Origin of the sequence: Stenotrophomonas maltophilia group sp. RNC7 (assembly GCF_030910085.1) — a bacterium.
Classification (GTDB): Bacteria; Pseudomonadota; Gammaproteobacteria; order Xanthomonadales; family Xanthomonadaceae; genus Stenotrophomonas; species Stenotrophomonas sepilia.
Window position 1 is genome coordinate 1 of the sequence record NZ_JAVFVN010000777.1, and the last position, 11,321, is coordinate 11,321.

The 11,321-nt window shown below is 67.7% G+C and carries 12 protein-coding genes; 3 read left to right on the forward strand and 9 right to left on the reverse strand.

Translation table 11 applies throughout. The features are described 5' to 3' along the window. Nucleotides 1-203: 203 nt before the first annotated feature. Both RCF13_RS18365 and lepB read right to left on the reverse strand, forming a co-directional pair. Nucleotides 204-1,460: an MFS transporter gene (locus RCF13_RS18365; RefSeq protein ID WP_061480258.1), complete on the reverse strand. Its 1,257-nt coding sequence runs from the start codon at nt 1,458-1,460 to the stop codon at nt 204-206. A gap of 124 nt (nt 1,461-1,584) precedes the next feature. Next, nucleotides 1,585-2,211, reverse strand: a complete 627-nt coding sequence (gene lepB / locus RCF13_RS18370; protein ID WP_005420745.1) for a signal peptidase I — start codon at nt 2,209-2,211, stop codon at nt 1,585-1,587. Nucleotides 2,212-2,486: 275 nt separating this feature from the next. On the opposite strand from lepB, the gene RCF13_RS18375 reads away from it, so the two are divergent. Both RCF13_RS18375 and RCF13_RS18380 read left to right on the forward strand, forming a co-directional pair. Continuing rightward, the gene (locus tag RCF13_RS18375) at nt 2,487-2,888 is read left to right on the forward strand and encodes a hypothetical protein (protein ID WP_061480257.1); all 402 of its coding nucleotides are present in this window, start codon (nt 2,487-2,489) and stop codon (nt 2,886-2,888) included. Between the two features lie 3 nt (nt 2,889-2,891). After that, a complete protein-coding gene (locus RCF13_RS18380; protein ID WP_004153636.1) occupies nt 2,892-3,338 on the forward strand; it encodes a 3-dehydroquinate dehydratase in 447 nt (148 codons plus the stop codon). Nucleotides 3,339-3,455: 117 nt separating this feature from the next. Here RCF13_RS18380 and dcp read toward each other — a convergent pair whose 3' ends face one another. The 3 genes from dcp to arfB all read right to left on the reverse strand — a co-directional run bounded on the left by dcp (nt 3,456) and on the right by arfB (nt 6,762). Continuing rightward, the gene (dcp, locus tag RCF13_RS18385; RefSeq protein WP_308141441.1) at nt 3,456-5,612 is read right to left on the reverse strand and encodes a peptidyl-dipeptidase Dcp; all 2,157 of its coding nucleotides are present in this window, start codon (nt 5,610-5,612) and stop codon (nt 3,456-3,458) included. A 111-nt stretch (nt 5,613-5,723) separates the two neighbouring features. Continuing rightward, entirely contained in the window at nt 5,724-6,326 is a 603-nt protein-coding gene (locus RCF13_RS18390) for a lysophospholipid acyltransferase family protein (protein ID WP_049413619.1), read from the reverse strand. Nucleotides 6,327-6,330: 4 nt separating this feature from the next. After that, nucleotides 6,331-6,762 (reverse strand): alternative ribosome rescue aminoacyl-tRNA hydrolase ArfB, encoded by a 432-nt coding sequence (arfB, locus tag RCF13_RS18395; RefSeq protein WP_005420755.1) that lies wholly within the window; start codon nt 6,760-6,762, stop codon nt 6,331-6,333. 133 nt (nt 6,763-6,895) lie between these two features. Between arfB and RCF13_RS18400 the strand changes: the two genes are divergently transcribed. Next, nucleotides 6,896-7,423 (forward strand): DUF2059 domain-containing protein, encoded by a 528-nt coding sequence (locus RCF13_RS18400; RefSeq protein ID WP_134968812.1) that lies wholly within the window; start codon nt 6,896-6,898, stop codon nt 7,421-7,423. Between the two features lie 70 nt (nt 7,424-7,493). Here RCF13_RS18400 and RCF13_RS18405 read toward each other — a convergent pair whose 3' ends face one another. The 4 genes from RCF13_RS18405 to RCF13_RS18420 all read right to left on the reverse strand — a co-directional run bounded on the left by RCF13_RS18405 (nt 7,494) and on the right by RCF13_RS18420 (nt 11,194). Beyond that, a complete protein-coding gene (locus tag RCF13_RS18405) occupies nt 7,494-8,237 on the reverse strand; it encodes a pseudouridine synthase (protein WP_082783368.1) in 744 nt (247 codons plus the stop codon). 85 nt (nt 8,238-8,322) lie between these two features. After that, a complete protein-coding gene (locus RCF13_RS18410) occupies nt 8,323-8,874 on the reverse strand; it encodes an O-methyltransferase (protein ID WP_308141442.1) in 552 nt (183 codons plus the stop codon). Nucleotides 8,875-8,906: 32 nt separating this feature from the next. Beyond that, the gene (ubiB, locus tag RCF13_RS18415; protein WP_061479344.1) at nt 8,907-10,562 is read right to left on the reverse strand and encodes a ubiquinone biosynthesis regulatory protein kinase UbiB; all 1,656 of its coding nucleotides are present in this window, start codon (nt 10,560-10,562) and stop codon (nt 8,907-8,909) included. Beyond that, nucleotides 10,559-11,194, reverse strand: a complete 636-nt coding sequence (locus RCF13_RS18420; protein WP_005420772.1) for an SCP2 sterol-binding domain-containing protein — start codon at nt 11,192-11,194, stop codon at nt 10,559-10,561. Before RCF13_RS18420 ends, ubiB begins: the two co-directional genes overlap by 4 nt. Between the last annotated feature and the right edge of the window lie 127 nt (nt 11,195-11,321).

Genomic DNA, 11,321 nt, shown 5'->3' on the forward strand with positions numbered 1-11,321 from the left:
GGGGGGGGGGGGGGGGGGGGGGGGTTGTGGGGTGGGGGGGGTGGGGGTGGGGGGTGTGGGGTGGGGTGGGTCGGGGGGGGGGGCGGGGGGGGGGGGGGGGGGGGGGGGGCCCCCCCCCCCCGGGGGCGGGCGGCGGGGGCGCCCCCCCCCCCCCCCGGCGCGGGCCGCCCCCCCCCGCGCCCGCCACTACCGTACACGTTGGTTCACGCCGTCACCGGCTGCGGGGCGCGCTGCTGCAGCGCCCAGACAATGCCACCGCCGATCAGGGTCAGCACGGCGGCGAACAGGCACACACCCAGCCAGTCCCACGCCGCATAAGCCAGGCCGCCTAAACCACCAAGCACACTCGAACCCAGGTAATAGGCAAACAGATACATCGCCGAGGCTTCGGCGCGCATCGTACCGGCGCGGCTGCCAACCCAGCTGCTGGCCACCGAGTGGCCGCCGAAGAAGCCGAACGTGACCAGCGCGATACCCAGTGCCATCGCACTCAGCCACGGCATTGCCAGCAGTGCGATGCCGGCGCCGATCAACGCGAACGAGATCGACAGGATGCGGCCGCGCCCGTAGCGCGTTGCCTGCTGGCCCATCCACGCCGAACTGAAGGTGCCCACCAGATAGACGCTGAAGATCAGGCCGACCACGGTCTGGCTGAGGTGGTACGGTGGCGCCAGCAGGTGGTAGCCCAGGTAGTTGTAGAGGGTGACGAACACGCCCATCAGCACGAACGAGGTGGCGAACAGCCACGGCAGGCCCGGGTCGGCGAACAGCAGGCGCCAGCGCGACGGCAACCGGCGCAGGCCGTCACGACGGGGATGGAAGTGGCGCGACGGCGGCAGCTGAAGCCACAGCAGCACGGTACTGGCCACCGCGATGATCGAGACCACGCCGATACCCCAGCGCCAGCCCCAGTGGTCGGCGATGATGCCGGCCAGCAGGCGTCCGCTCATGCCACCGATGGCGTTGCCGCCGATGTACAAGCCCATCGCCAGTCCCAGCGCGCGGCTGTCCATTTCCTCGACCAGGTAGGTCATCGCCACCGCCGGCACGCCGCTCAGCGCCAGGCCGAGCAGCGTGCGCAATACCAGCAGCGTGGTCCAGTCATCGACCAGCGCCGAGCTCAGCGACAGCATGGCCGAGGCCAGCAACGCGACGATCATCAACGGGCGGCGGCCGACCGCGTCGGACAGCAGGCCGGCCAACAGCATTGCCACCGCCAGCGTGCCGGTGGTCAGCGACAACGACATCGCGCTGCCGGCGGCGGACACGCCGAAGTGACGGCTGAACTCAGGCAGCAGCGGCTGCACCGTGTACAGCAGGCCGAAGGTGGAAAAGCCGGCCAGGAACAGCGCCAGCGCGGTGCGACGAAAGGCCGGTGTGCCCTGCTGAATGCGGGTCTCGGCGCTGGGATCGACAGTGGGGGGGCGGCGTTCGATGGCCGCCGCGGTTTCGCCAGTCATGGGATCGATGGGCCGGTAGGGGCGGCCAAGCGTGGGAGGGAACGGGCCTCAGACTAGGCCCGTCTATCCAGTCGATCCATAACCTGATAGGTCATGATTGATATACGAGAAGTATCAATTCAGCTTACAGGCGCTGCCACTCGAAGCCGTCGCCCCGGCGGTAGTACACCGCCACCGCGCGGCCGTAGAGCTTGTCGGCGTCGACGAAGCCGAAGAAGCGGCCATCGAAGCTGTTGCCGCGGTGGTCACCCAGCACCAGCACCTTGCCGGCCGGCACCACCAGGTCGGCGATGTCCGGACCGCCGCCCATGTCCAGATCAAGGCGGGCGCGTCGCTCGCCGAAGGCTTCCACGTCCTGCAGGTCGGCCATCTGCAGCGGCTGCCCGTTGATGCTCAGGTGGCCCTCGCGCATCTGCACATGGTCACCGGCCACCGCCGCGACGCGCTTGATCAGGCGGGTGCCGTCGGCCGGTGAGTCGAAGACCGCCACCTCGCCACGCTGCGGGGTGCCGGTCGCCATCAGTTCCGTGTTGGTGAACGGCAGACGCAGACCGTAGGCGCGCATGTCCACCACCACCCGGTCGCCGGGCTGCAGGGTCGGCTGCATCGAACCACTCGGCACCACGTAATGGTTGGCCAGGGTATCGCGGGCGGCGGCGAGCAGGCCGAGCATCACCAGCAGCGGCAATGCCTCCTTCTTCAGCCAGGCCACGGCGCGTTGGGAAAAGGGGGGGCGGGCAACAGCATCCATGACAGGCTCCGGTTGGGTGGTGGCTGCATCAGACCACATCCGGGCGCAAGAGGTTCCCGCGCCGCGCTCCTGTAGAGCCGAGCCTACGCTCGGCTTGTTCTTTGTAGGGTCGAGGTTGCCCGACTGGGGCGCAGAGCAGCCGAGCGTAGGCTCGGCTCTACATGAAGGGTTACGCAGGTTTTACGCCCCGGTCCGGCCGCCGGCATCGCACCTTTACGGGCAGCACGCGCATCGTGTGCCCACCGCGCCACACGGCGCATTCCGCAAGGTGTTGTATGACCCTCCTGGTGATCCGCCACGCCTCTTCGTCGGCACCGCGTCCCCAACTGCCGGCACAGCTGGCCGGCCATCGCGTGCTCTGCAGTGACTGTGCCAGCCTGTCCGAGGTACGCCAGTGCCTCTGCCAACCGCAGGCGCGCTCGGCCGACTGGGTACTGCTGGATGTCGGTGCCGCCGACGAGGCGCAATGGCAGGCCGAAGGTGGCGCGCTGCAGGCGGCGCTGGAACGGCTACCGGCGCAGTACATCGAGTTGCAGGCGCCCAGCGAACCTGGTCTGGATGCACGCCTGCGCCTGCAGCACGGCCCCGCCGCCGTGGTGGTCGACCAGCGCAGCCAGCAGGCCGGTTACCCGTTGTCGCTGGCCATTGTCGGCCGCCGCCTGGCGCAGGAGAGCTGAGTCATGTCGATCTTCATCATCCGCGGCCCGGAAGCGGCCGGCGCCCTGATCCGCACCGCGATGCCGCTGCCGGCACCGGTCCTGAAGTCGCTGGTGCATCGCGCGATCGACGCCGGCACCAGCGTGGCGATCCGCGCCTGCGGTTCGGAACAGGAACTGCTCGATGCGCTGCGCGTGGCCGACCACAGCCGTGGCGAGGTGACGCTGCTCGATCCGGGTGCGTGTGCCAACAGTCTGCGCCTGCAGCGGCTGCTGCCCTATCTGCACAACGCGTATGTAGAGGTGCATGACGACGGCGCAGTGGCCGAACCGTGCCTGCCGGCCGGTGTCGGCCAGCGCCTGGGCATTGCTGCTGGGTATGGCGCGCAGAGTTATGTGCTGGCGCTGGATATCGCGCTCGATCACCTGGGCCTGGCCGAGCAGGCCAACCGGGTGCACGTGGGGACGTGATCCGCTTGTGTAGAGCCGAGCCCATGCTCGGCTGCGTCTCCAGAAAAAGCCAGCCGAGCATGGGCTCGACTCTACACAAAGAAAAACGGCGGGGTTGCCCCCGCCGCTTTCTGTTTCTTACTTCAGCCCGCGGAACTTCAGCAGCGGTTCCACCGACGGGTCCTTGCCGCGGAAATCGCGGTACAGGGTCGACAGCTCCACGCTGTTGCCGCGCGAGAGGATCTTGTCGCGGAACTCCTGGCCGTTGGCCGCCGTCAGGCCACCGTGTTCGGTGAACCACTGGTAGGCGTCATGGTCCAGCACTTCGGCCCAGAAGTAGGCGTAGTAACCGGCCGAGTAACCACCACCCCAGATGTGGTCGAAGTAGGTGGTGCGGTAACGCGGCGGCACCTGCGGCAGGTCGACCTTGAACTTCTTCAGCGCGCTGGCTTCAAAGGCACCGACATCCTGCAGCGGCGCATCGGCCTTCTGCGTGTGCCAAGCCAGGTCGAGCAGCGCGGCCGACAGGTACTCGGTGGTCGCATAGCCCTGGTTGAAGCTGCGCGCCTTGAGAATCTTGTCGACCAGTTCCTGCGGCATCGCCTCGCCGGTCTTGTAGTGCTTGGCGTAGTTGGCGAACACCTTCGGGTCCAGTGCCCAGTGCTCGTTGAACTGCGACGGGAACTCGACGAAGTCACGCGAGGTGGCGGTGCCGGCGATCGACGGGTACTTCACGTTCGAGAACATGCCGTGCAGCGCATGGCCGAACTCATGGAACATCGTGGTGACGTCGTCGAAGCTGATCAGCGCCGGCTGGCCGGCAGCTGGCTTGGTGAAGTTGCAGACGTTGTAGACCACCGGCTTGGCACCGGTCAGGCCGTCCTGTTCGACGAACACGTCCATCCAGGCGCCACCGGACTTGCTGTCACGCTTGAAGTAGTCGGTGTAGAACAGCGCCAGCGAGGTGCCGTCCTTGTCGAACACTTGGTACACCTTCATGTCCGGGTTGTAGGTCGGAATGTCGGTGCGCGGCTTGAAGGTGATGCCGTACAGCTGGGTGGCGGCGTAGAAGACGCCGTTCTGCAGCACGTTGTCCAGTTCGAAGTACGGCTTGATCTGCGACTCGTCCAGATCGTACTTGGCCTTGCGCACCTGCTCGGCGTAGAAGTCCCAGTCCGAAGCGGCGACCTGGAATCCGCCCTTCTGCGCGTCGATGACCTTCTGGATCTCACCGGCCTCGGCGCGCGCCTTGGCGGTGGCGGCCGGCACGGTGTCGGTCAGCAGCTTGAGCGCGGCCGCCGGAGTCTTGGCCATCTGGTCGCCCAGCTGGTAGTCGGCGAAGGTGTCGAAGCCGAGCAGCTTGGCCTTCTGCGCACGCAGCTGGGCCAGGCGCTGCACGGTCTCCCGGGTGTCGTTGGCATCACCGCGCTCGGCGCGGGTTTCAGAGGCCTTCAGCACGGCGGCACGCTGGTCGCGATCGCTCAGCGAGCCGAGCACCGGCTGCTGGGTGGTGTTCTGCAGCGGCAGCAGGAATTTGCCATCCAGCTTGCGGTCCTTGGCGGCGGCCGCAGCATTGTTGATCGCGCCCTCGTCCAGGCCGGCCAGCTTGGCCTTGTCGTCAACGACAACAGCCGCAGCGGCGGTCGCGGCCACCAGGCGGGTGTGGAACTGGGTGGAGAGCGTGGTCTCTTCCACGTTGAGCTTGCGCAGGGTCGCCTTGTCAGCGTCGGACAGCTGCGCACCGGCGCGCACCAGGCCATCGTAATAGTGCTCGACCAGGCGCTTCTGAACCGGGTCCAGCTCCAGCGTGTCACGCTGGTCGTACAGCGACTTCACGCGCGCGAACAGCTTCGGATCGAGGTTGATCTCATCCTGGTGCGCGGCCAGCTTCGGCGCCACTTCTTCCTGGATCTTCTGGCGCGCATCGTTGGTGTCGGCCTGGACCAGGCCGAAGAAGATGCGCGACACGCGGGTCAGGGTCTCGCCGCTGCGCTCCATCGCCACGATGGTGTTGTCGAAGGTGGCCGGCTCGCTGCTGTCGGCGATCTTGCGCACGTCGGCCAGGTGCTGGCGCATGCCTTCTTCGAACGCCGGCAGGTAGTCGCTGTCCTTGATCTTGTCGAACGGCGGGGCCTGGAACGGCAGCGTGCTGGCACTCAGCAGCGGATTGGTGGAGGCTTCGGCCGGCTGCTGGGCCGGGGTCTTCTGGGCATCGGACACGGGGGTGGACTCCTTGCCGGAACAGGCCGCCAGCGCCAGGCTGATGGCGGCGGCCAGGACTACGGTACGCGACATGTAAAAACGCTCCTTGGGCAGACGGTATGGATACCAGCCCTCCACCCTACTCCTGTCGCGCTCGCCCGGCATGTGCCGGACGTGGCGTCTATGCGGCGTCCTGCGGCCGGCTCAGACCGTGCCGCGGGTCTTGCCGATCCAGGGCCGGTAGAACTCGCGGATGGCAGCCATGTCGGCCACATCGTCGCCGCTCGGGGTGAACAACGGACCGATGCCGATGGTCTTTTCCGGATAGTGGAAATACGCAGTCAGGATCGGCACGTCGGCCATCCGGGCGATCTTCAGGAAGCCGGCCTTCCAGTCCTTCACCGCCTTGCGGGTGCCCTCGGGGGTGATGGCGAACCACATCTTCTCGTTGTTGCGCAGCAGGTCCACCGCCTGGCCCACCGTGCCCTGTGGCGAGCTGCGATCGAGCGGAATCACGCCCAGCCGGTGCAGCAACGGGCCCAGCGGCCACCAGAACAGCGACGCCTTGCCCAGCACCTTCACCTTCATGCCCAGCGCGATCTTCGCCGCCATGCCCCACAGCCCGTCCCAGTTGGACGAATGCGGGGCGATGATGAAGACCAGCCTGGGGATGTCAGGCAGGGTGCCGGTCACCTTCCAGCCCCCCATGCGCAGGGTGCAGCGCGCCAGCCAGCGCAGGAAGGCGTTGGGTTTGACCTGCGGCATCTGCGGCGGCACGGCCGGCAGCAACGAAGTCGGGTTGTTCAAGCAATCACTCCCAGTCACGTGATGAGCGCCCGCGCTTGATCTGCGCGCGCCCGCGTTTGGCGTCCAGACGACGCAGTTTCGACCCGAGGGTCGGCTTGGTGGCCTTGCGCGGTTTGGGCACGCTCAGCCCGGCCTGGATGAAGGCCGCCAGCCGCTCGCGCGCATCCTCGCGATTGCGATCCTGGGTGCGGAAACGTTGCGCGTCGATGACCAGCACGCCTTCGCCGGTCATGCGCCGGTCACGCCGCGCCAACAGCCGCGCGCGCAACGGTTCGGGCAACGAGGGCGAGTTGGCCACGTCGAAACGCAGTTCCACCGCAGTGGACACCTTGTTGACGTTCTGGCCGCCGGCGCCACTGGCGCGCACGAACCGCTCGACGATCTCGCCGTCGGGGATTTCAAGCTGCGCGCTGATGGTGACCGGTCCACTGCCCATCCGCGCATTGTAGCGGCAGCCACGTGGTGGAGTGCGCCATCGCGCCCCGTATGCCGCCGATCAGGCGCCGAACACGCCGCCTTCGCCTGGGCTGCAGGTATGCTGGCGGTCCCATGTACCGCAGGAAGCCCGCATGACCCGCTTCGCACCCTCCCTGCCGTCCCTGCTGCGCCGCGCCGCCCTGCTGCTGGCACTGGCCACGGCCAGCGTCCCGGCCCTGGCCGCCCCGCCGACCGACGGCGACATCAACCGCCTGCTGTCGGCCTCGCGCGCGCAGAGCATGATCGACACCATGGTGCCGCAGATCGAAGCCATGCAGCAGCAGCAGTTCCAGCAGGTGGCCGCACAGCGCCAGCTCACCGCCCAGCAGCAGGAACAGCTGAAGCGGATCCAGGCGCGGACCAGCCAGACCCTGCGCCAGGCCATGTCGTGGCAGCAGCTGCGGCCGATGTACGTGGACCTGTACAAGAAGACGTTCAGCAAGGAAGACGTGCTGGCGATGGCCGAGTTCTACGAGAGCGCGGCAGGCCAGAGCCTGCTGGACAAGACCCCGGCACTGATGCAGAACGTGATGGTGGCCATCCAGGCGCGCATGCAGCCGCTATTTGCGGACCTGCAGAAAGACCTGGAAGCGATCGTCAACGAGCCGGAAAAGAAATAGCAGGGTGCGCCGGGCCATGCCCGGCCGCTGGCTGTAGAGCCGAGCCCACGCTCGGCTTACCGCAGCAGCATCAGGCGTCGTCCACCTGCCAGCCGAACAGGTCCAGTGCCTTCTGGAACTGGCGGTCCAGCGGCGCACTGACATCCACGTTGCCGCCCTCCGGATGCGGAAAACGCAGGCGCTCGGCGTGCAGCAGCATGCGGTGCACGCCCTGCATGCGGAAGATGCGGTTATGGCGCCCATCGCCGTGGCTGGTATCGCCGATCATGTGATGCGAGAGGTGCTTGAGGTGACGGCGGATCTGCCGGAAGCGTCCGGTCTGCGGCTGGCAGCGCAGCAGCGCGTAGCGCGAGCTGCTGAATTCGCCCACCGGCACCGACAGCTCGCCAGTGGCCAGGCGCTGGAAATCGGTGATCGCCGGCTTCTTCACCGGCTTGCCCGGCCCGCCGTCCAGATCATGGTCCACCCGCCAGGACAGCTCGGCCGGCCAGCCTCGGCAGACTGTCAGGTAGTCCTTGGCCACTTCGCCACCCATCAGTGCCTTGCCCAGCGAACTTGCAGTTTCGCGGTCGAAGGCCAGCAGCAGGCAGCCACTGGTGGCCCGGTCCAGGCGGTGCACGAGGAAGATCGGCCGCCCCAGCTGCTCACGCAGGCGGTCGGCCAGGAAATCATCTTCGCCACGGGCCAGCTTGCTGTCGTGGACCATCAGCCCGGCAGGCTTGTTGACCACGGCCAGGCGCTCATCCAGGTGCAGCAGCTGCAGGGGCGCGGTTTCAGTCTCGACCGCGGCGAGGGTGTCAGGTTCGGTACTCACCGCGGGATTATACGGGCGCCCTGATCGGGGTCAGATCCCTTTTCCTGCGGAAAAGGGATCTGACCCCGGGTGTGTGGCGCGGCGGTCAGCCGTTGCGCACGGCCAGCAATTCGCCGTTGCCCACCGGCACCACGCTGGTGCTGAAGTCCGGATCGGCATCCAGCAGCAGGCACAAGGGTTTCATCTCTTCCGCGTGCGACGTGGCGTTGTCCACCACCAGCAGGCCCCCTGGCCGCAGCACGCGGCGCAGCTGCGGCCACCAGCCGGCGTACTGCCCGCGGTCCGAATCCAGGAACAGCAGGTCGATGCAGCCTTCGCCGGCCTCTGCCAACCACTGCCCGGCATCGCCATGCACCAGGGTGATGTGCGCGGCCAAGCCGCTGCGCGCGAACGTGGATCGCGCCATCGCCACCTTGTCCTCGGCGACTTCCAGCGTGGTCACGTGGCCGTCGACGGCGGCGGCGGCTTCGGCCAGCCACAGCGTGGAGTAGCCATTGGAGGTGCCGATTTCCAGTACCCGGCGTGCGGTGCCGAAACGCACCAGCACCGACAGGAATTCACCGGTATCCGGCGTGATGTTCAGCATGCGCCGAGCGCGCTCGGTTTCATGCGCGTCGTTTTCAGCACCGAAGTGCATCAGTTCGTTCTTCAGCGTCTGCAGCACCGGGTCTATCTCCACCACGCGCGCGCCAGCGCCAGCGCGCCGACGGCACCGGACACCCAGCTCCACATCGGCAGGTCGCCCCAGTACCAGCCCGGCGGCTGCAGCACGTACATCAGCGCGGCGATGGCCAGCAGGCCGACGCCGGTGATCGCGCCGACCGCGCGCTTCTGCAGGCGCTGCACGCTGGCATCCAGCGCAACCAGATCGCGCGAGCGCATCGCCAGCTCGTGGCGCCCCTCCACCTGCTGGGTCAGCCAGGCGTGTACGAGGCGCGGCATGTCCGGTGCGTGGGTCATGATTTCCGGCAACCGCTTGCCGATCTCGCGCACCACCCGGCGTGGGCTGTAGCGCTCGCGCAGGATCTTCGCCAGCACCGGCTTGGCCACCGCCCAGATATCGATCTGCGGATCCAGCTGGCGGCCGACACCTTCGATGTTCAGCAGGGTCTTCTGCAGCAGGATCAGCTGCGGCTGCAGGGTCAGCTGGTAGCGCTGCGCCACGCGGAACAGCTTCATCAGCACTTCGGCCAGCGAGATCTGCGACAGCGGGCGGGTGAAGTACGGCTCGCACACCGAACGCACAGCCGCTTCCAGATCATCGATGCGCACGTTGTCCGGCATCCAGCGCGCCTGCACATGCAGTTCGGCGATGCGGCGGTAGTCGCGGTTGAAGATGGCCATGAAGTTCTCGGCCAGGTAGTACTGATCCTCCTGCGACAGCTGGCCCATGATGCCGAAGTCCAGCGCGATGAATCGCGGGTTGGCGCGGCGGGCCGGATCGGTGTCGACCCAGATGTTGCCGGCGTGCGCATCGGCATGGAAGAAGTTGTCGCGGAACACCTGGGTGTAGAAGACCCGCACGCCCTTGGCAGCCAGTGCCTTGCGGTCGATGCCCGCCTTGTCGAGCGCGGCGATGTCGTCGGACGGGATGCCCCACACGCGCTCCAGGGTCAGCGCGCGTTCGGCGGTATGGCTCCAGATCACTTCCGGCACGTACAGGTCGTCGCTGTTCTCCCAGAAGCGGCGCAGCACGCTGGCATTGGCGCCTTCGCGCTGCAGGTCCAGCTCGGCGGCCAGGGTGTTCTCGACTTCGGCCACCACTTCGCGCGGTCGGATCTTGTCGGCACGCGGATGGGTACGCTCGACCAGCGCGGCCAGCGAGTTGAGCAGGGCGATGTCGGCATCGATCTGCTTCTCGATGCCCGGGCGCAGCACCTTGACCACCACCTGGCGGCCATCGGCCAGCGTGGCCGCATGCACCTGCGCGATCGAAGCCGAGGCCAGTGGTTCGGTATCGAAGCTGGCGAACGCCTCGCTGACCGGCAGGCCAAGCGCTTCCTCGACAATGCGACGCGCGGTGTCACCGTCGAACGGCTTGACCCGGTCCTGCAGCAGGGTCAGTTCGTTGGCCACGTCCGGCGGCACCAGGTCGCGGCGGGTGGACAGGATCTGGCCGAACTTGACGAAGATCGGGCCGAGGTCCTGCAGCGCCAGGCGCAGGCGTGCACCGCGCGACTGTGCGGCGATGTCGGCCGAGGCACGCGGCACGAACGGCTTGGCCAGGCGCAGCCAACGCTCGGCCGGCGTGCCCTGCAGCAGGTCGTCAAGGCGGTAACGCAGGATCACCCGGCCGATGCGGCTCGCCCGCAGCACGGCCTTCATGCGGCACCCCGCAGGCGCTGCACGCGCGCGCCAAGACGCTCGACGTCATCGCGCAGCACGTCCACATCATCATGGAAGGCATCCAGCTCGGCACGCGGCACCACGTCGCGCGATTCCTCGGTGATGAATTCGGCGGCGCTGTGGGCCAGGTCGATCGCACCCTGGCGCGCGTGCTGCAGGGCGCTGCGCAGGGTGTTGGCGACCTGCACGCCCAGTACCTCGCCGAATACGCTGACGAACGGCTGCTGCCAGTCAGGATCGAAGCCCTTGGCCAGCTGCTGCAGGCGCCGCGCCAGTTCGGCGTCACCGGCCACGCGTACACGGCCCTTGTTATTGGACTCGCCGCGCCGTGCGTTGGCCAGCAGCGGCAGCTGCGCCAGTACGCCGGCCAGGCTGCTGCGCACGGCCAGGTCGGCTTCCTGCGCATCCACCGGGCCGACCCGCAGCTGGTCGCCGTCGACGCTGATGCGCATCGCCAGCGACGGCGCTTCCAGGGTCAGATCGATGTGCCGGCCATCGAGGCTGGCCAGGGCATGGCGGGTATCCGGATCCAGCGCCAGCGCGCGGTTCAGGGCGATCTGCAGGGCGCGGCCAGCGACCGGCTTGAGGGACTTGAGCAGGGAAAGAGCCATGGGCGCATTCTACCTGCGTGGGTGGGGGGCTTGGGCCGGGCTGCCGCCCGGCACCCGCAGAGGCACCGGCCGCTGGCCGGCAAGATCAACATCAAAAGCGGGCTGTCCGTGGGATGGCGGGGTGGGT

Excerpts from the sequence above, each read along its gene's own strand:
- RCF13_RS18365 (WP_061480258.1), bottom strand. The coding sequence starts at position 1,460 with ATGACTGGCGAAACCGCGGCGGCCATCGAACGCCGCCCCCCCACTGTC.
- lepB (WP_005420745.1), bottom strand. The coding sequence starts at position 2,211 with ATGGATGCTGTTGCCCGCCCCCCCTTTTCCCAACGCGCCGTGGCCTGG.
- RCF13_RS18375 (WP_061480257.1), top strand. The coding sequence starts at position 2,487 with ATGACCCTCCTGGTGATCCGCCACGCCTCTTCGTCGGCACCGCGTCCC.
- RCF13_RS18380 (WP_004153636.1), top strand. The coding sequence starts at position 2,892 with ATGTCGATCTTCATCATCCGCGGCCCGGAAGCGGCCGGCGCCCTGATC.
- dcp (WP_308141441.1), bottom strand. The coding sequence starts at position 5,612 with ATGTCGCGTACCGTAGTCCTGGCCGCCGCCATCAGCCTGGCGCTGGCG.
- arfB (WP_005420755.1), bottom strand. The coding sequence starts at position 6,762 with ATGGGCAGTGGACCGGTCACCATCAGCGCGCAGCTTGAAATCCCCGAC.
- RCF13_RS18400 (WP_134968812.1), top strand. The coding sequence starts at position 6,896 with ATGACCCGCTTCGCACCCTCCCTGCCGTCCCTGCTGCGCCGCGCCGCC.
- RCF13_RS18410 (WP_308141442.1), bottom strand. The coding sequence starts at position 8,874 with ATGCACTTCGGTGCTGAAAACGACGCGCATGAAACCGAGCGCGCTCGG.
- ubiB (WP_061479344.1), bottom strand. The coding sequence starts at position 10,562 with ATGAAGGCCGTGCTGCGGGCGAGCCGCATCGGCCGGGTGATCCTGCGT.
- RCF13_RS18420 (WP_005420772.1), bottom strand. The coding sequence starts at position 11,194 with ATGGCTCTTTCCCTGCTCAAGTCCCTCAAGCCGGTCGCTGGCCGCGCC.